The organism is Hyphobacterium sp. (assembly GCF_965229905.1).
Classification (GTDB): domain Bacteria; phylum Pseudomonadota; class Alphaproteobacteria; order Caulobacterales; family Maricaulaceae; genus Hyphobacterium.
Genome location: NZ_OZ245930.1, coordinates 2,406,536 through 2,424,327 on the forward strand (window position 1 = coordinate 2,406,536; position 17,792 = coordinate 2,424,327).

22 protein-coding genes are annotated in these 17,792 nt (G+C 60.1%); 6 read left to right on the top strand and 16 right to left on the bottom strand.

What is annotated here, in order from left to right; translation table 11 throughout:
* Nucleotides 1-64: 64 nt before the first annotated feature.
* Together ACO08C_RS11965 and ACO08C_RS11970 are read left to right on the top strand one after the other, a co-directional pair.
* Nucleotides 65-907: a universal stress protein gene (locus tag ACO08C_RS11965; RefSeq protein ID WP_421785888.1), complete on the top strand. Its 843-nt coding sequence runs from the start codon at nt 65-67 to the stop codon at nt 905-907.
* Between the two features lie 52 nt (nt 908-959).
* Nucleotides 960-1,334, top strand: a complete 375-nt coding sequence (locus ACO08C_RS11970; protein ID WP_421785889.1) for a hypothetical protein — start codon at nt 960-962, stop codon at nt 1,332-1,334.
* On the opposite strand, the gene ACO08C_RS11975 is transcribed toward ACO08C_RS11970, so the two are convergent.
* Genes ACO08C_RS11975 through ACO08C_RS12000 form a run of 6 tightly spaced genes read right to left on the bottom strand, consistent with a single transcriptional unit; the run spans nt 1,331 to nt 6,306 of the window.
* Entirely contained in the window at nt 1,331-2,317 is a 987-nt protein-coding gene (locus tag ACO08C_RS11975) for a TolB family protein (protein ID WP_421785890.1), read from the bottom strand. The genes ACO08C_RS11970 and ACO08C_RS11975 overlap by 4 nt on opposite strands.
* Before the next feature lie 9 nt (nt 2,318-2,326).
* Nucleotides 2,327-3,445 (bottom strand): beta-ketoacyl-ACP synthase III, encoded by a 1,119-nt coding sequence (locus ACO08C_RS11980; protein ID WP_421785891.1) that lies wholly within the window; start codon nt 3,443-3,445, stop codon nt 2,327-2,329.
* Nucleotides 3,442-4,563 (bottom strand): beta-ketoacyl-ACP synthase III, encoded by a 1,122-nt coding sequence (locus tag ACO08C_RS11985; RefSeq protein WP_421785892.1) that lies wholly within the window; start codon nt 4,561-4,563, stop codon nt 3,442-3,444. Before ACO08C_RS11985 ends, ACO08C_RS11980 begins: the two co-directional genes overlap by 4 nt.
* Before the next feature lie 19 nt (nt 4,564-4,582).
* Nucleotides 4,583-4,816, bottom strand: coding sequence for a hypothetical protein (locus tag ACO08C_RS11990; RefSeq protein ID WP_421785893.1), 234 nt, complete (start codon nt 4,814-4,816; stop codon nt 4,583-4,585).
* Entirely contained in the window at nt 4,816-5,409 is a 594-nt protein-coding gene (locus tag ACO08C_RS11995; protein WP_421785894.1) for a DNA-3-methyladenine glycosylase I, read from the bottom strand. The genes ACO08C_RS11990 and ACO08C_RS11995 overlap by 1 nt, the downstream gene beginning before the upstream one ends.
* Before the next feature lie 45 nt (nt 5,410-5,454).
* The gene (locus ACO08C_RS12000) at nt 5,455-6,306 is read right to left on the bottom strand and encodes a YgfZ/GcvT domain-containing protein (protein WP_421785895.1); all 852 of its coding nucleotides are present in this window, start codon (nt 6,304-6,306) and stop codon (nt 5,455-5,457) included.
* On the opposite strand from ACO08C_RS12000, the gene ACO08C_RS12005 reads away from it, so the two are divergent.
* Genes ACO08C_RS12005 through ACO08C_RS12015 form a run of 3 tightly spaced genes read left to right on the top strand, consistent with a single transcriptional unit; the run spans nt 6,296 to nt 9,359 of the window.
* The gene (locus ACO08C_RS12005) at nt 6,296-7,255 is read left to right on the top strand and encodes a glycosyltransferase family 9 protein (RefSeq protein ID WP_421785896.1); all 960 of its coding nucleotides are present in this window, start codon (nt 6,296-6,298) and stop codon (nt 7,253-7,255) included. The genes ACO08C_RS12000 and ACO08C_RS12005 overlap by 11 nt on opposite strands.
* Nucleotides 7,252-8,595, top strand: a complete 1,344-nt coding sequence (locus ACO08C_RS12010) for a dihydroorotase (protein ID WP_421785898.1) — start codon at nt 7,252-7,254, stop codon at nt 8,593-8,595. Before ACO08C_RS12005 ends, ACO08C_RS12010 begins: the two co-directional genes overlap by 4 nt.
* Nucleotides 8,595-9,359, top strand: a complete 765-nt coding sequence (locus ACO08C_RS12015; protein WP_421785899.1) for a hypothetical protein — start codon at nt 8,595-8,597, stop codon at nt 9,357-9,359. Before ACO08C_RS12010 ends, ACO08C_RS12015 begins: the two co-directional genes overlap by 1 nt.
* Here ACO08C_RS12015 and ACO08C_RS12020 read toward each other — a convergent pair.
* Together ACO08C_RS12020 and ACO08C_RS12025 are read right to left on the bottom strand one after the other, a co-directional pair.
* The gene (locus ACO08C_RS12020; RefSeq protein ID WP_421785900.1) at nt 9,356-9,784 is read right to left on the bottom strand and encodes a TIGR02301 family protein; all 429 of its coding nucleotides are present in this window, start codon (nt 9,782-9,784) and stop codon (nt 9,356-9,358) included. The two genes, ACO08C_RS12015 and ACO08C_RS12020, sit on opposite strands and share 4 nt — an antisense overlap.
* Nucleotides 9,785-9,816: 32 nt before the next feature.
* Nucleotides 9,817-10,206 carry an NUDIX hydrolase gene (locus ACO08C_RS12025; protein WP_421785901.1) on the bottom strand — a complete coding sequence of 130 codons (390 nt, stop codon included), beginning with the start codon at nt 10,204-10,206 and terminating at the stop codon, nt 9,817-9,819.
* 64 nt (nt 10,207-10,270) lie between these two features.
* On the opposite strand from ACO08C_RS12025, the gene ACO08C_RS12030 reads away from it, so the two are divergent.
* A complete protein-coding gene (locus ACO08C_RS12030; protein ID WP_421785903.1) occupies nt 10,271-10,873 on the top strand; it encodes an SOS response-associated peptidase in 603 nt (200 codons plus the stop codon).
* Here ACO08C_RS12030 and ACO08C_RS12035 read toward each other — a convergent pair.
* From ACO08C_RS12035 to ACO08C_RS12070, 8 genes are read right to left on the bottom strand one after another with little or no spacing between them, the layout of a single operon-like run.
* A complete protein-coding gene (locus ACO08C_RS12035) occupies nt 10,870-11,898 on the bottom strand; it encodes a patatin-like phospholipase family protein (protein WP_421785905.1) in 1,029 nt (342 codons plus the stop codon). The two genes, ACO08C_RS12030 and ACO08C_RS12035, sit on opposite strands and share 4 nt — an antisense overlap.
* Complete coding sequence (locus ACO08C_RS12040; protein ID WP_421785906.1) at nt 11,876-12,676, bottom strand: 3-hydroxybutyrate dehydrogenase; 801 nt, start codon at nt 12,674-12,676, stop codon at nt 11,876-11,878. Before ACO08C_RS12040 ends, ACO08C_RS12035 begins: the two co-directional genes overlap by 23 nt.
* 51 nt (nt 12,677-12,727) lie before the next feature.
* Nucleotides 12,728-13,519: a peroxide stress protein YaaA gene (gene yaaA, locus ACO08C_RS12045; protein WP_421785907.1), complete on the bottom strand. Its 792-nt coding sequence runs from the start codon at nt 13,517-13,519 to the stop codon at nt 12,728-12,730.
* Nucleotides 13,520-13,576: 57 nt separating this feature from the next.
* On the bottom strand, nt 13,577-14,983 hold the full coding sequence (locus ACO08C_RS12050; protein WP_421785909.1) for an FAD-binding oxidoreductase: 1,407 nt from the start codon (nt 14,981-14,983) through the stop codon (nt 13,577-13,579).
* Complete coding sequence (locus ACO08C_RS12055) at nt 14,980-15,933, bottom strand: L-threonylcarbamoyladenylate synthase (protein ID WP_421785911.1); 954 nt, start codon at nt 15,931-15,933, stop codon at nt 14,980-14,982. Before ACO08C_RS12055 ends, ACO08C_RS12050 begins: the two co-directional genes overlap by 4 nt.
* 41 nt (nt 15,934-15,974) lie before the next feature.
* A complete protein-coding gene (locus tag ACO08C_RS12060; RefSeq protein WP_421785913.1) occupies nt 15,975-16,529 on the bottom strand; it encodes a YceI family protein in 555 nt (184 codons plus the stop codon).
* A gap of 3 nt (nt 16,530-16,532) precedes the next feature.
* Entirely contained in the window at nt 16,533-17,117 is a 585-nt protein-coding gene (locus tag ACO08C_RS12065) for a cytochrome b (protein WP_421785915.1), read from the bottom strand.
* A 3-nt stretch (nt 17,118-17,120) separates the two neighbouring features.
* Entirely contained in the window at nt 17,121-17,648 is a 528-nt protein-coding gene (locus tag ACO08C_RS12070; RefSeq protein ID WP_421785916.1) for a YceI family protein, read from the bottom strand.
* Between the last annotated feature and the right edge of the window lie 144 nt (nt 17,649-17,792).

Genomic DNA, 17,792 nt, shown 5'->3' on the forward strand with positions numbered 1-17,792 from the left:
TTTCCTTCCTAAGCCTGATACGGTCGATATCAAGCGACGGATTGCTGTTGGAATGGGGAGAGCAATGGCTAAAGAGCGAATCATAATCACGCTGCAGGGCGATGATGTCGATATCGGTCCGTCGCGGGTTGCGGCGCGCCTGGCGTCGCGATTCGATGCAACCTTGGATGCCATTCTGCTGGAGCCGGATCCGAGCGATTTCATGATGTGGGCAGGTCCAAGCGGTGCTGCCGCTTCCGTCATGGCAGGCGCACTGTCTTCGATCCAGCAGGAATCCGACATGTGTGCGGAACGTGCGAAGAATACGTTTATCGACGCGCTTGAATTCGCCGAGCTCACTGCCGTTCGTGGGCGATTCCTCCGTATTTCCGACCAGCCTGCGGATGCCGCGGCAGAAACGCGCCTTTCAAGGCTGGTGGTGACTTCACGCTTTGCTGCATCCGGCAATGGTCCGCTTGCCGAACTGGTGATGGCGGTCCTGATCGACGAACAAACACCGCTTTATGTTGCCAGCGACGAGGACGAGCCGCCGAAAAGCGTTGCCATTGGCTGGGACGGTTCACGCGAAGCAGCCCGCGCGATTTATGCGGCGGCGCCATTGATCAGTGCTGCGGAAAAAGTGGTTGTGCTGCAATCCAACCGCGGCCTTGAATACCGTGATCGCCGGACGGCTTCGGTCGACCGGTTTTACGACTGGCTGTCGGTGAGAGGCAAACGGTCGGACACAATCGATATCGATCAGTTCGAGGGCAGCGTCGGCGAACGGCTGCTCAAAGGCGCGGAAGGGATCGATCTCCTTGTCGCCGGTGCTTACGGCCATTCGCGCCTTCGCGAATTTGTATTTGGCGGCGTCACCCGGACCTTGCTGGCTGCGACGGATGGTCCGGCCTTGCTGTTGGCTCATTGACGACGGGTCGCCGCGCAAGCTTAAATTCTGCCAACCGAGGGAGGCAAGTTCTATGGCGCTTTATCGAGTTGTGATGCGGCTGACGCGAAATCCCGGCACCAGCTTTCCCGATGGCGATGACCATCGTGGATATACGGTTGTCGCGCCGTTGAATGCCAGCGGACATCTCGATCTCGAACTCTGGCGTGAGCATAAGGAACAATGCACAGTTCTCCGTTTTTCCCCGGACGAAGACGAGAAGGCGGATGGCTGGCTGACCCATCGCGGGAGCTACTGGTATTTCCGGTATGATGAAGAAGACGAGGGACCTGATGAACCTGTGTTTCGCCTGGGCGACCACGTTCTTCGCAAGGGCGAGTACATCACCATCCACGAAGCCGATGGTGAGGATCTGACACACAAGATCACCGACGTGGTGAAGGTCTAGCCGGCTTCCTCGACCACAAAGGCCATTCGATCGGCAGACGGCGATACGGCCAGCCGCGTCACAGCACCGCTGCCGAGCGGCGACAAGTCGGCAACGGCCGTCCATTCCGCATTGTCAGACGTGCGGAATAGGAGCTGGCCGTCCGCGGCTGTAAACCAGCCGAGTTCGCCCTCCGGTGTCGTGAATACGGCGTAATCCTGCGTTTCCCCCGGCAGCGCAAAAAGCTCGCTGACCGTCTGGCCGGCAAAACCGAAGCGATTGACAGTCCAGCTGCCGTCCGATTGCGGCAATGTGAAGTAAGCGGAATTGCCATCAGGCGACGTGTAGAGCGCGCGCCCGATTCCCGTCGTGATCTCCGCCCGGCGGCCATTTTCGATGTCGACCCACAGAAGGGTGAAGGGGTCCGTCAGGGCAAACAACAGCAGCTGCGACTGATCACCTGACAAGGCGTAATAGCCGGCGGGTCCATAGTCATGGATGGGCGCTGTCGAGCCGCCTTCCAGGCGCTGACGCCAAGCCTGACCGCCGACCTGACCGGGCGGCTGGTGAATGTAGGTTACCGACCGGCCGTCCGGCGACGGGCGCGGTGAATACTCGCTTTCGTCCGGCGTCCGGGTGATGACGCGAATGTCGCCGTTGGCGCTTCGATAATGGATGTCGGTGTTGGCGCCGGACGTCTCCGTCGTGAAATAGAATCCGCCGGACGAATCGAAGGCCGGCTGATTGTCGTAATTACTACGCGCCGTGACGACTTCCGGCGTCCCGAGCACAGGCTGGCCGTCAATCCAGGTCAGTTCCGCGACCGCAATGTCGTTCGCCGGCAAACCGGCCGCGTTGTCCTGCGCGTCGTCCGCCGTCGATGCTTCCTCGGCTGTATCAGCGCCCGCCGCTTCTTCGCCGGCATCCGCCGGCGCGATATCGTCAGATGCGCTGCAAGCCGACAGAGCCAGGAGTGCCGACGCAGAAAGGAACAAGGCGCGCATCAATGGCTCCTAGCGTTTTTCGATGATGGCGGCACCGCAGCCATAGCCGGCGCCGAATGCGCACAGAAGTCCGCGCTCGCCGGTGTCCATGTCGTCGGAGTTAAGGTCAAATGTCATCAAAACGCTTGAGGACGAGGTATTGCCGTACTCGTTGAGAATGATCGGTGCAGCGTCGGCATCCGGCTCCCGCTCGAGCGCCTTTTTCACAACGGCTTGGACGATCCGGATGTTGGCCTGGTGAAGCCATCCGCGGCGTATGTCCTGTGGCTTGTAGCCAAGATCCGATATCAATTGCGATGAAACCGAAGACGCCAGCGGGATAACGTCGCGGAACACGCGGTGTCCATCCTGGTCAACAAACGCTTCGAACTCATCACCCTCTTCGAATTCGGTATGATTCATGAAGCCGAAATCGGAGCGCAGCGCGTTGGACCAGCGTGTTTCCAGGCGCACACCCTGGAGTTCCCATCCGCCAGGCTCGCGGTCACCGGCTTCCAGCAGGACGGCAGCAGACGCGTCGCCGAAAATGAAGTGAACCTCGCGGCGACGATAGTGGTTGATGGCGCTCATGACTTCCGGGCAAACGATGAGAATCGCATCGGCCTGTCCGGTGCGAATCAGCTCGCGCGCCTGTTGCATGGCGAAGATTGCCGAGGCGCAGGCCATGGTCATGTCGAACGCCCAACCGCGTGTCATGCCGAGCGCATTCTGTATTTCGACGGATACCGCCGGGAAATTCCGTTGTTGAGCGGACGATGCGACGATCACGCCGTCCACGTCGTCGGCGGTGCGGCCTGCTTTTTCCAAGGCCTTGCGTGCCGCCGACAGCCCGAACTCGGCCTGGAATGCCAACGCTTCCTTTTCGCGATGGGGAATGCGCGGGCGCATCCGGTCGATGTCCATCAGGCCGGCCTTGTCGACGACGTGACGGTTCATGATACCCGATGCCTGCTCGATAAACTGCTCGCTCGAAAACGGGATCTCGTTGATCTCGCCGCGTGCGATCGCGTCGGCATTCTCTGTGTTGAACCGTTCGGCATAAGCATTGAAAACCGCGACAAGTTCGCTGTTGCTTATGCTCGCGTCCGGAACGGTCCAGCCGACAGATCGGATTATGCAGTCTCTCATGCCGCTCGTTTCTCCAGGATCACCGAGCCAATAGAATAGCCGGCCCCGAACGAACAGAGCAGGCCCTTTTCGCCATCCGAGAAGCCGTCCGAATGACGATGGAAGGCCACCAGCGACCCAGCCCCTGCCGTGTTTGCAAATTCGTCGAGGATGACCGGGGCCTCGTCAGGCGTGAAATCGCGGTCATAGACTTTGCGGGCGATCATCAGATTCATGTTGATATTGGCCTGATGCAGCCATAGCCGCTTCAAATCATTTGCCGCGAGCTGGTTTTCTTCCAGCTGGCTGCGGATCAAGTCTGCCACCATCGGGCACACTTCCTTGAAGACCTTGCGGCCCTCTTGCGTGAAGTACCGGTCCTCGAACTCCGGTTCCGGCGTTTCGCTGGCATTCAAGAAGCCGAAATTCGACCGGATATTATTCGAATATGCCGTTTTCATTTTTGTGTTGAGGATGGCCCAGCCGTCTTGATCGCGATTATCCCGTTCGATGAGCAATGCAACGGCAACATCGCCGAAAATGAAATGGCTGTCGCGGTCCCGGAAGTTGAGCTGCGGCGTGGTGATCTCGGGCGTGACGAGCAATATCGATCGTGCCTGACCTGTGGCGATGGCATTCACCGCGTTGATCAGGCCAAACGTGCCCGAGGAGCAGGCAACCGACATGTCATAACCGAAACCCTCAATGCCAAGCGCATCCTGTATCTCGATGGCGATACACGGATAAGTCCGTTGCATTGTGGTTGCCGAGCAGATCACCCCGTCAATGTCTTTCGGATCGCGATCCGCGGCGGCCAAGGCCTGCTTTGCCGCGGCGATGCCGGCTTCTGCCATGATCGAGACCTCGCCATCGCTGCGGCGCCGGACTTCAGGCCGCATTCGCATGATATCGAGGACACCAGCCTTATCGATCGTGTAACGAGATTTTATGCCGGATGCTTTCTCGATGAAGCCCGTCGAGGACGGGGCCTTAGCTTCGATCTGGCCGGCGGCAATCGCGTCGGCATTGTCCGCATTCCATTGCTCTACCCAGGCATTGAAACACGCGACCAGCTCTTCATTGCTGACGCTTTCTGGCGGCGTCCAAAGGCCGCTCGAGCGGATTGTTACACCGGTCATCTAATCTCGCTGCCCCTTCTTAGCGACCGTCCGGATCGTAGACGGGTTGACGGTCCTGACGTTCCGCCTCGCCGGTCCTCGGGTTTTCACAAACCCATTCCCCTCGCGCGACAGGATCGGTCGAGCGCGACTGCCGGCAATCGCGGTCCGACATTTCCTGCGCCGTCATCTCGTCGCGGTTTGTGGGCCATTCGAACGTGGAACACCCTCCCAAAACGAACGCGGCCAAGCCTGTAATGAAAGCGCGGCGCATTATCGACCTCCCATTGATCGGACTTCGGCATGGCGCGGGCACTCTATCAAATGATCGTTCACCATGCCGACCGCCTGCATGAAGGCATAGACGATAACAGGTCCGCAGAATTTGAAACCCCGCTTCTTCAGGTCCTTCGACAGCGCCTCACTTAGCGCCGTCTTGGCGGGAACTTCAGACATTTGCGACCAGATATTCTGAATCGGTTGACCGCCGATGAATTCCCAAAGGTATTCCGAGAAGTCTTCCCCGTTATCGCACATGTCCAGCCAGATCCGCGCACCGCCAATGGCCGCCTGGATTTTGGCGCGCGAGCGGATGATGCCCGGATTGGCGAGCAAGCGGTCAATGTCGTCATCACGATAACGCGCAACCTTTTCGGGATCGAACTGGCTGAAAGCTTCGCGGATCGTTTCGCGCTTGCGCAAGATCGTTATCCAAGCCAGCCCGGCTTGCATACCGTCGAGCACAAGCTTCTCCCACAGCGCGCGCGAGTCATATTCGGGCACGCCCCATTCGGTGTCGTGGTAACGGGCATAGAGTGGATCATCGTCCGGCGCCCAGGGGCAACGGCTCAGCGTGGGTGCGGTCATGAGGGAGCTTTAGCGGCCTCATCGCGCCAAGGCGAGAGCCGGCTTTCAGTCGTTGGAAGGCAATACGATGTCGACCAACTTGCCTTCGACAGTCGGCGCGGCCCCTGCGTTCGCAAGCCGGTCGGTACGAATGCGGGCGATGGCGTGTTTCCCATCGGCAGACGTCAGTTGGCCGATGATTATGTCGCCGGCCTTGATATCCTGGCCTTGATCCAGCGGGCCGGACTGACTGACGATTAGAACTGAACGTTTTCGAATCGTACCACGCCGCTTCATGCGAGACAGAACCTCTTGGCCAATGAAGCAGCCTTTTTTCCAGGCGATACCGCCGTAAAGATCGAGATTTACGTCGGTTGGAAATACCTCGGCTTCGCCATAATCGCGACCGAATGCAGGCACTCCCGCAGCGATTTCCCGGCCCACCTGAACAGCCGATCCATCGGAGCTCGCCTCTGGTGCTTGAATTTTGCGTCGCGGCAAGGCGCCGGACCGCGGGTCGGCTTCACCGGATCCGACCAATACGGCATGTTCCGCCGACACATCAATCTGCACATCGGCGCGCAAGCGGTAGAGGGAAAGTCGCTTGACCAAGCTCTCGGCGACTCCATGCCAGATGTCGAGGAAAACACCGTTCTCGCGGCCATGGATCAGAAAGTCGGCCAATATCTTGCCTTGCGGCGTTAGCAAGGCACCCGTGCGGATTTCGCCGGCGGAAAGCCCGCCCATATCGGTTGTGATCACACGCTGCAGGAAGTCGTGCGTATCCTTGCCCGTAATGGTGATCACGGATCGGTCAGAAAGGATTGTGTCGGGCGCGGCCATGCATGGGATATGGCATTGAGGCTGCCGCTGGCCAAGGGGGCGGGCATGAGCTAATCCGCTCGACATGAAGCGCATCCTCTTCATCACCTCGACACGGATCGGGGACGCGGTGATCAATTCGGGCGTGTTGGATTATCTGGTGCGCCAGTATCCGGAAGCGCGCGTGACCATCGCCTGCGGACCGCTGGCACAGCCAGTGCTGGAGCATTCGCCCGGTCTTGAACGCCTGATTATCGTCCGCAAAAAGCCGCTCGGTTTGCATTGGTTGGGATTGTGGCGCCGTGTGGTAACCCGGCACTGGGATCTGGTCGTCGATCTGCGCGGATCCGCCATCGCTTATCTGTTGCGCGCACGTCAGCGGGAGGTGCTGAAGCGAACGCGCGTCAAAATGCACAAGGTGCGCGAAGCGGCCGGCGTGATGCGGCTCGATCCACCGCCGGCTCCGCGCATCTATCTGCCCGCCGACGCCCGCGAACGCGCCCTTCAATTGTTGCCGCCCGGCCGCGAGTATCTCGTTGTCTGCCCGTCTGCGAGCTTGCCGTTCAAAATGTGGCCGGCGAGCAATTTTGCTGACGTGGTGAAGGCACTCGTTTCGCCCGGCGGCGCCATGGCAGGAGCGGGCGTCGTGATCGTTGGCGGTCCCGGCGATGAAGAACACGCGATGCCGATAAAGAACATACTTCCAGACGCCGGTGTGCTGGATTTGACTGGCAAACTCTACTTGTCCGATGTCGCCGCAGTCGTCGAACGCGCGCGGTTGTTCATCGGCAATGATTCCGGCGTGATGCACATTGCTGCGGCCATGGGCGCGCCGACACTCGGTTTGTTCGGGCCGTCCGACGAAATGCTGTATGGTCCATACGGAGACAAGTGCGCGACCGTTCGCGGGCCGCGCGGGTTGGAGGCGACGCTGTCGGAGTTTCCGAACTGGCGGCAGCATCCAACGAGTCTTTTGGAGGATTTGCGGGTGCCGATCGTAATCAAAGCCGCAGAGAAATTACTAGAGCGCACGGAGGAAATATGAGCCGGACATTTGACCTGATCATTCGAGGTGGAGAGATCGCCAATCATGCTGGCCGCGGTTCGGGCGATGTTGGCGTCAAAGACGGCAAAATCTCGGCGATCGGCGATCTCGGCCAAGCCGATGCGGGCGAGGTCTTTGATGCGCGCGGCCTGACGGTTCTGCCGGGCGTGATCGACAGCCAGGTGCATTTCCGCGAACCGGGACTTGAGTGGAAGGAAGATCTGCAATCAGGATCGCTGGCTGCGGTAATGGGAGGGGTTACGGCGGTGTTCGAGATGCCGAACACCGAGCCGGCAACAACGGATCCGGATGCGCTGAATGACAAGCTGAAGCGTGCGGCCAATCGCATGCATTGCGATCATGCGTTTTTCGCAGGGGCGACAAACGAAAACGCCGAGCTGCTCACCATTATGGAACAGATGCCGGGATGCTGTGGCGTCAAGGTGTTCATGGGCGCATCGACGGGCTCTCTCCTGGTTCAGGACGATGCGGGCGTGGAGCGGGTGCTGCGGGCAATCAAACGCCGTGCAGCCTTCCACAGTGAAGACGAATACCGATTGGCTGAGCGGCGTGGGTTGGCGCGCGAAGGAGACTGGACCAGTCATCTCGACGTGCGCGATGCGGAGGCCGCGATCAAGTCCACCCATCGCCTGGTGCGGATTGCGCGCTCGACCGGAAAACGCATCCATGTCCTGCACATATCGACCAAGGAAGAGGTCGACTTCCTGCAGCATCATCGAGATGTCGCAAGCTGCGAAGTTACACCGCAGCATCTGACGCTGGCCGCGCCGGAAGCTTATGAAGAATTGAAGGGGTTTGCGCAAATGAACCCGCCGATCCGGACGGCCGATCACGTTGCGGGGCTGTGGAAAGGCGTGGCGCAAGGCTTGTTCGATGTCGTGGGCTCCGACCATGCGCCTCACACCCGCGAGGAGAAAGCCAAGCCCTATCCGCAAAGTCCAGCGGGCATGCCGGGCGTGCAGACACTGGTGCCCATCATGTTGACCCATGTCGCTGAGGGACGGTTAAGCCTGGAGCGGTTTGTCGACCTGACGAGCCATGGCGCGCAGCGGATCTTCGCGATCGCCAACAAGGGCCGGATGGCGGTCGGCTGGGATGCCGACTTCACAATCGTCGACCTGAAAGCGGAACGCGAAATCACCGAGGATTGGATTGCCTCGAAATGTGGTTGGTCGCCCTTCACGGGGTCCAAAACGAAGGGCTGGCCGATGGCAACAATCATTCGCGGTCAGACCGTGATGCGGGAAGACGAATTGTTGAAGCCTGCAACCGGTCAGCCGATCTCCTTCATGGAAACCCTGCCGGAGGAAGACGCTTGATGGGCGAGCGGACGAGTTTCTACTTCTTCGACATCGACGAAAACATCCTGCACCTGCCAACCAAAGTTCACCTGCTCAACACGGTGACCGGCGAGGAAAAGACGATGTCGCAGCGGGAGTTCGAAGGCATCCGCGCCTATCTCGGTGTAGCAGGTGACTGGGAAGATTGGGCGGCGCCGCCGGAAAAAGCGTTTCGCGAGTTCGCAGACGGCAAGGATCGTAATGGCGAGGAATATTTGCATCGTGATATTCGCCGCGCGCTCAAGACGGATCAGTGGAAGGGGCCGTCTTGGGACATCTTCCGATACGCCGTTTTGAAGAAACGTCCGATCGCGGTCGTGACCGCGCGGCAGCACTCGCGAACAACCATCAAGGAAGGCATCAACCTGCTCTGCGAGGCCGGCGAGATACCGGAAAACCCAGACTATGTTTCGATCTTCGGCGTTTCGAATCCTGACGTGAAAGCCGAGCTGGGCGCGCATCTGACCACAGCCGGGCTGAAGCGGAAAGCCATCCGTATGTGCGTAGAGCGCGGTCTCGACGCATACGGCCGCGATCTGCCGCACAGTTTTGGAATGTCGGACGACGATCCGAAAAACGTCGACCTCATCACGTCGGCCATGCTCGAGTGCAAGATCGATTATCCCGACAAGCGGTTCTTCGTGATCTCCACCAATCGCCGCCAGCATGTGAAACTGGAAGTGTTTCCGCCGCACAAGGAAGAATCCAAGCTGCGGGCTGCAGAAGGCGACTATTACGGCTAGTCCAGCACTTCGTTCAGAAGCGCCTGACTCATTTGCGCACCGCGCCGTGCGAGGTTGCGGCGCTGCGCTTCGGCTTCCGCGCCGCAGCGGACCCGCGAACGCTGCTCGACCTGATAACCGTCATTGAACGCATCGATCAGCCGTTCACGGCGGTAGCCGGAAATCGGCGCTTCGAGCTGGAGCAATTCGATCATGCGCGCGCGCCAATGCTGTGCATCGCTGCCTTCACACGCATAGGCGAGATAATGCAACTGGCCGAGTGTGTAGGCAAGATAGGGCAGGGTGCGGCCCGGATCACGGAACGGATCGGCACGGCTCTCCGCGTCTTCCTGTACGGCCGACACCGGCTCGGTCGTGCCGGGCTTGGTTTGGGCCAAGGCAGGCGAGATCATCGCCAGCGACATTAGGACAGCGAGCCGTTTCATGCCGATAATTTTGCGCAGGAATGTGACCAGGTCTAGGCGGGGGTGATCACCTGGCGAGTGCGATCCCAGCTTACGCGTTGCATCGCTTCGAGGACCGGTACAAATTCGGCGGCGTCCGCATCGTCTGCCGGCACCGGTTCGCCGCTGATCCATTCGGCCTCGAAATCGATCAACACGTAGTGGGTATCGTCCATGATCGAATCCACGACATCGATCAGGCGGACGATCCGCGCCTTGACGCCCGTTTCTTCCTCAAGCTCCCGCAAGGCCGCTTCGTGGACGGTTTCGCCGAAATCCATTTTGCCACCCGGGATCGACCAACATCCTTTCAGGGGCTCGCGTCCCCGCTTGACAAGCAGGACGTCATCGCCTCGGCGGCAGACGACGCCGACGCAGGCGAAAGGGCGCTTGGATTCAGACATTGGACTCCTTGACGCTGGTTATCGGTGCACGAAGCTAGAGCGAAACAGCTCAAAGGGCAGCCCCATGTGCGGACGCTATGACATTGAGGTCGATCCCAAAACGCTGAGCGCGATGCTGGGTCTCGATGTGCCGGATTTCATAGCCGATCCGGATTTTTCTCCGGGCGATACCGGGCCGGTGATCGCAGTTGGCGCCGATGGCGAAACGCGGGTGGTGCTGATGCGCTGGGGGCTCGAGCCGGGCTGGATGACGACGCGGCCCAAGCGGCCGATGTTCAATGCACGGTCGGAAACGGTTGCAGAGAAGCCCATGTTCCGGGCGGCGTTCAGTCGCAAGCGTGCCCTGGTTCCGGCGCTGGCCTTCTATGAGTGGACCGGTCAGCCGGGTGCCAAGACCAAGTGGCGGTTCTCGAAGCGCGATGGATCGCTGCTGGTCTTTGCCGGGCTCTGGGAAGTGCGCGATCATGGAGATGGCGAGAAACGGCTGACCTTCACGGTGCTCACCACGACGCCGAATGCGGACACCGAAGCCTATCACGACCGCATGCCGGTAATTCTCGATGAAAACGCTCAGAAAACCTGGCTCGATGCGGACGCGGATCCGGACTTCCTGCTTGAAATGACTGCGCCGGCCCCTGATGGAACGCTGAAAGTCGAGGCGGCTTAGCTGCGGAGGAAGTCGCCGTGAAGCTGAATGGTCGATTTGCGCCCGACATCGGCGGCACATCCGTCCAGCCAAGCGCTGGCGGCGTCGCGGCCGGCATCGCGTAATGCCGTCAGTGACGACCAGCGCGTATCGTACTTCGAATCGCGGCGCAGATTGCGAACGGCGTCGTCGCCGCGAATTGCGTGAACCAGCATGTCGCGGAAGTTCTCGCGCACCTCGCCTTTCAATTGGTCGTTGGCGAGCAAATCCTTGACGAATGCCAGGGCGCGCAGTTCCGCAAGGAGCGAGGCGTTAAACGTCACCTCGTTGACGCGGTTCATGATGTCGGCTGCCGATTTGGGCGTGTCGTCGCGTTCGATCGGATTGAGATTGACGATCAGAATGTCCCGCGGCGTGTCGGCATAGTAGAGCGGCCAAATCGCAGGATTGCCGGTGAAACCGCCATCCCAATAGGGCTCGCCATCGATTTCGACTGCCTGAAACAGGAAAGGCAAGCAAGCCGAGGCGAGCACGGCATCGGCTGTGATGTCGGCCGCCGAGAAAATCCGCGGCCGCCCGGACTTCACGGATGTTGCGCAGATGAAGAGCTGCAATTCCTTGCAATGAGGCAAGGCATTGAAATCAATGCATTCCTCGAGAATGTTGCGCAACGGATTGTAATCGAAGGGATTGAGATCATACGGGCTCGTTATCCGCGACAGGGCATCCATGAACGGAAACAGCTGACCGGCGATATCGGCTCCAGGCAGACCTGTCGGGTGGAAGGCGGTGCCTGATCGCGAGACTTTCCGCCAGAAGGTGTCGAGCGCCTCGCGTCCGCCGTCGAGGCCGTCGCGGCGCACGCCGTCAGCATAGACAGCGGCATTCATTGCGCCGGCGCTCGTCGCGGTGATGGCGGCAGGCCGGATGCGGCCATCTTCCGCCAATTTGTCGAGCACGCCCCATGTAAACGCGCCATGCGCACCGCCGCCTTGCAGGGCGAGCGATATCGGGGCGCCCGGATTATTGCGCGGTCCAGCCGCCATCAACCTGAAACGCTGCGCCATTGCAAGATGCGCCGGCGTCCGACACGAGATAGACGAGCAGGCCCACCAGCTGGTCGTATTCGACAAATTTTTTCGTCGGCTGTGCCTTCAGCATTACGTCCCTTACGACCGCCTCCTCGCAGATACCGCGCGCTTTCGCGGTGTCCGCAATCTGTCCATCGACCAACGGTGTTCGGACATAGCCGGGGCAGATCGCATTGACCGTAATGCCGGCCTCGGCGACCTCCAGGGCGACCGTCTTGGTCAATCCCATAACACCGTGCTTGGCGGAGACATAAGCGGATTTATAGGGCGAAGCGACGAGGCCGTGAGCGGACGAAATGTTCACGATCCGGCCGTATTGGTTTGCCCTCATATACGGCACCGCAGCGCGTATGGTGTGAAAGGCGCTCGTCAGATTGACGGCGATGATTGCGTCCCACTTTTCCGGCGGGAAGTCTTCGATCTTCGCTACATGTTGAATGCCGGCATTATTGACCAGAATGTCGATCCGGCCGAATTCGCGGACCGCAAAGTCGACGAGATCTGTTGTTTCGTCGGCCTTCATCATGTTGGCAGGGTGGTATCGCACCTCGATACCATGGCGTTTGGCCATGCCGGAGCGGAGCGCTTCAATTTGGTTTTTGTCGCCAAGGCCGTTGAGCACAACGTGCGCGCCGGCCGCGGCGAGACCTTCGGCCAGGGCGGCACCGATGCCGCTCGTCGAGCCTGTGACGACGGCGACTTGGCCTTGAAGATTAGCGGTTTGGGCTGTCATGCGGGTGCGGTTAGCAGATTATGCTGCATTGCACCATAGCGGAATTTCGCGTCACGCGGCCTTGCGTACCGATTTCGGTGCGGGTTGCGGCCGGCGGAATTCCAAACGGTCCTCTCCGGAGGCTTCGGCATCCAACCGATAGCCCTCGACGTTGAATCTCATGAGATCGGCGGGATCCGTGATCCGGTTCTCGATGATCCAACGTGCCATCAGGCCGCGCGCCAGTTTTGTAAACATGAAGAGCGCGCGCGATTTGCCGTCCTTGTCTTCCTTGAACGCCACATCGATCACACGGCCTTTCAGCGTTTTACGATCCACCGCCTTGAAATACTCATTCGATGCAAGGTTCAGGACAATATCGTTGCCAGATTTTTCCAGTGAGTCGTTGAGTGTTCTTGCGATGTCAGCACCCCAGAAATCATAGAGCGTTTCGCCTCTTCGCGTATGGAGCTTGGTTCCCATTTCCAGCCGGTATGGCTGAATACGATCCAACGGCCGCAGCACGCCATAAAGCCCCGACAAAATCCGCAGGCAGTCCTGTGCCCATTCGAGGTCAGACGTGTCGAACCGGTCCGCCTGGAGGCCACGGTATACATCGCCAGCAAAGGTCAGAATTGCGGCCTTGCCTTCCGTGTTTTCCGGATCGAATGCCTTGAAGCGCTCAAAATTCAGCTGAGCCAAATCATCGGACAGGCCCATCATGTCCTGGATTTTCCGGCGCGTGAGGTTGCGCGTGGTCTTTGACAGAACGGCCGTACGGTCCAGCAATTCCGGCTGGGTTGTGGCCGTCGACTGCGGATTGTCGAAATTCATCAACTTGGCGGGCGAAAGTAGAACGAGCATGGCAATCTCCTCCCGACAGAACTAGGCGGAATGGCGCCGGATTTAAAGGGCTATGCGTCAGCGTACAGGGATCAGCACGCGCGGATTCATCAATCCCTGCGGATCAAGCGCGGCCTTTACCGTCCGCATGAGTTCAACGTCGAGCGGCCGGCGCTCCGCAAGCTCATCGGCCTTGAGGGTCCCGACCCCGTGCTCGGCGGCAATCGATCCGCCATATTTCTGGACAAGATCATAGATTGCGGCTGTGGCGGGCTCACACGCCTTAAGGAATTCATCGCCGGCGCCGGCATTCTTGTGCGCGACATTAAAATGGACATTGCCGTCACCGACATGGCCGAATGCAATCACATTGGCGCCGTCGACGTGGCGGGCGGCTGCCTCGCTGGCCTCCTCGATGAAGGCCGCGATCCGCGAAACGGGGATTGAAACATCGTGCTTGGCGGCTTTGCCGTGCGCCTTCTCGGCTTCCGCAATGGGTTCTCGCAATTGCCACAGCGCTGCGGCTTGCGTTTCGCTTTCGGCGATCACGGCATCCGCGACGAGATGAGAGTCAAAGGCCTCTTCGAGCGTGGCCTCCATTGCGCTGCGGCCCTCGCCGCGGCGGCCGGCACCAATCTCGATCAGGGCATACCAGGGGTGGGGCTGTGCGAGCGGGTCTCGCGTGCCGGGAATGTGTTCCAGCACCAATTCCAACGCGTTGCGCGGGATGAGTTCCAATGCCGAGAGCGCGCCGCCAGAGGCTGTCTTGGCCAGCCCGAGCAATTTGACGGCGGCGTCGGGCGAGGGAATGCCGGCGAAGGCAATGGTGGTTTCGGCCGGACGGGGAAAAAGCTTCAATGTGGCGGCGGTTACGATGCCGAGCGTGCCTTCCGCACCGATGAAGAGCTGTTTCAGATCATACCCCGAATTGTCTTTTCGCAGACCGCGGAGACCGTTCCAGACCCGCCCGTCAGGCAGCACGGCCTCGATGCCGAGCACGAGGTCTCGCATCATTCCATAACGCAGCACGTGTACGCCGCCCGCATTCGTCGAGATCAGCCCGCCAATGCTGGCGGATCCCTGCGATCCGAGGCTTAACGGGAATAGGCGATTATGCGCTGCGGCTTCCTGCTGGATCGTTTCAAGGATGCAACCGGCTTCCACTGTCATCGAATCGTTTGCCGGATCGGTTTCGCGGATCGTGCGCATGCGTGTAAGCGACACGAGGATTTCGCCGTGCGGGATGGAGCCACCCACGAGGCCCGTGTTTCCGCCTTGCGGCGTGACCGCGACGCCTGCCTTTGCACAAATCTCGACAATTGCCGCCACCTCGTCGGTCGAGGCGGGCTTCATCAGCAGCGGCGTTTCACCTTCCCAGCGCCCGCGCCAGTCACGGACATGTGGTGCCAGCTCATGGGGATCATCGCTCCACCCTTTCGAGCCCACGGCCGATTTGAGTGCGTCGATGGTCTGCGGCGTCATCATGATAGGTCCCGTGGTGCGGCGGCGCGTCGCAGCCGGTCATTGATGGCTTCGCCCAGACCTTTATCCGGAATAGGGGCCACCGCAATGGCGCGGGCACCACTGGCGTCGAGCCGCCGCAGATAGGCGAAAAGATTGGCAGCCGCTTCGTCCAACCGGCCGGTTGGCGACAGATTGAGATCGGCAGGCCAGTCCGGGCCAAATCCAAGATATACTTCGCCGGAACGGGGAGATTTGGCGTTAATTCGGAGGCTGGCTGCCGGTGCGTAATGACTGGCCAGCATGCCAGGCGAAGCCTTGGGCGCGTCAGGAGCGGGCGAACCCAGCCTGCCTGCAACGGCTTCGATCTCCTGGCGGCCGATTCCGCCCTTCCGCAAGAGAAGCGGCGTCTCCCCATCAAATCCGATGACCGTGGATTCAAGGCCGACAGAGCAGGCCCCGCCGTCCAGAATAATGTCGACGCGGTTGCCGAGGCCGTCGGCAACATGTTGAGCCGTCGTCGGGCTGATGGCGCCCGAGGGGTTGGCGCTCGGCGCCACGAGGGGGCGGCCTGTGGCCGCGATCAGGCTGCGGGCGACGGCGTGACCGGGACAACGGACGGCCAGCGTATCGAGACCGGCGCTGGCAAGCTCGCTCACCGGGCAGTCTGGCCGGCGCGGCAGAACGAGCGTCAGCGGACCCGGCCAGAACGCCGTCGCGAGCCGTTCTGCCTCGGGTGTGAAAACGACCAGCTGCCGCGCCATTTCGAGATCGCTGACATGCGCGATCAGCGGATTAAAGCGGGGCCGGTTCTTGGCCTCGTAGATCCGGGCGATGGCCTCGCCGTTGGTGGCGTCGGCAGCGAGGCCATACACTGTCTCGGTCGGCATTCCGACCAGCTGGCCGGCCCGCAGCTTCTCCGCCGCTCTTGTGATCGCGTCGGCCGTCGCTGGGGATATGCGGTTGCGGTTCATCACCGGAGCTAGCGCCGAGCCACGGGGCCGATCAAGTCCCGTTAGCGGGTGGCTTCGATATGCAGCCGAACATCGACCGTGCTGGCTGAACCGCCCCAATTGCTATTGCCGATTCCAAATTCGTCGCTGACGATTGCGAGTTCGCCGTCGGCAACCGCCCGATCGCCCTCAATCGAGAGCCTGAACAGAAGTTCGGCGGGTTGCGAATTGCCGCGTAAGGTCAATGTTCCGTTTGCGCGATAGCATTCGCCATCGCCGTCAGAACAGTCGGACGACACCGAAACGATTTCGGAAGAGAACACGGCAAAGGGATGGTGCTCGGCATCAAGCCCATCATCACCGGTCATCTCCGCATCATACTGGGGATTGCCCGTCTCACCGCTGTCCACCGCCACACGGCCTTCGATGCGAGCTTCGGCCAGATCATCCGGATCAAAGCGAATGTCGGCTTCAAAGTTCGAAAAGCTGCCGGTCACTTCACGGCCGAATGCCTCGGTTATGATCTCGATACTGCTCGCGTCACTGTCGAGTTGCCAGTCGGATGCGATGGCCGGCGCTGTGATGAGAGCGGCCAAACCAAAAGGGAGGAAGTTCATGAATCAGCCTTTGGGTCGGATAAAAACGATCATGCGGGACAGCACGTCGTCCCGATTGATAAAGTGATGCTTCAATGCGGCGCCAATATGGAGCGCGAGCAGAACAAGGATGGCCCAGGCACCCGCGCTGTGAGCGCGGGAGGTTGCATCGTGCAGGCCTTCGCTTTCCGGAGCGATGGCCGGGATGGGCAGGCTCTCAACATTGAACAGAAAGCCTGGAATGCCGGAAGCGGAAGCCGTCACCCAGCCGCCAAGCGGCATGCCGATCATCAGCGCGTAAAACCCCCAATGCGTGGCTTTCGCGGCAAACCTTTCCCACGGGGCCATGCCGCCAGGAAGGGGCGGAGCCGGATGCACGAGACGCCAGCCCAAGCGTGCCAGGCTCAAGGCAAGAATGATCAAGCCCCACGTCTTGTGCCAGTTGTAGACCAGAGCCACCGTTTGAATGTCGACGTCCGGATCGCCGGCAAACAAGGCGTCGCGCAAATCCTCGGCCTGCCATCCGATAAAGATCATCATCAAAATGAGGATGGCGATCACCCAATGCAGGGTGATTGCGACTGTCGTGTAACGTTTCGATTCGGCCACTGATCAGTTCTCCCGCAAAAATTCGGCTTCGATCCGAATTCTGACCTCGTCGCTTGCAATCGCGGACGGGATCAGCGGGCCAATGCCAAAATCGCTTCTGGAAACCAGCATATCGGCTCCAAAACCGATCGCATCCCTGTTTTCGAGAAAGTTGAAGTTTCCACCGTAGAATTCAATGTCCATCGTGACCGGACGCGTCTCGCCGCGGATGGTCAGCAGACCCTCCGCAACACCGGTCAGCTCCCCCGTCGTCCGGATGTCGGTGGCTTCGAATATGATCTGGGGATGCCGCTCTGCCGAAAACCAGTTCCGGCCTCTCAGGGTGGCGTCAAATTCGCGATTGCCCGTTGATACCGAAGACGCCTCGATGATCGCGTTCAGCCGGGTTTCCATCGGACGTTCCGGGTCGAAGGTGAGGCTGGCATCAATTGTATCGAAGCGGGCCGTGTACCAAGCCAGTCCAAAATGCCGCGACCGCCAGGTAACCGACGTATGAAGCGGATCAAGGCGCCATTCGCCGCTCGGCAGCAAGCGGGGATCTTGCGTCGGCGCGCTGGCGCAAGCGGTGAGCATGACGAGCAAGAAGAGCGGAATGCATCGCATGGTGCGACAGATAGCCTAATTTCGATCACACCCAAATGCTCGACGCCCGGATTTCGGACGTTATCTTTCGCA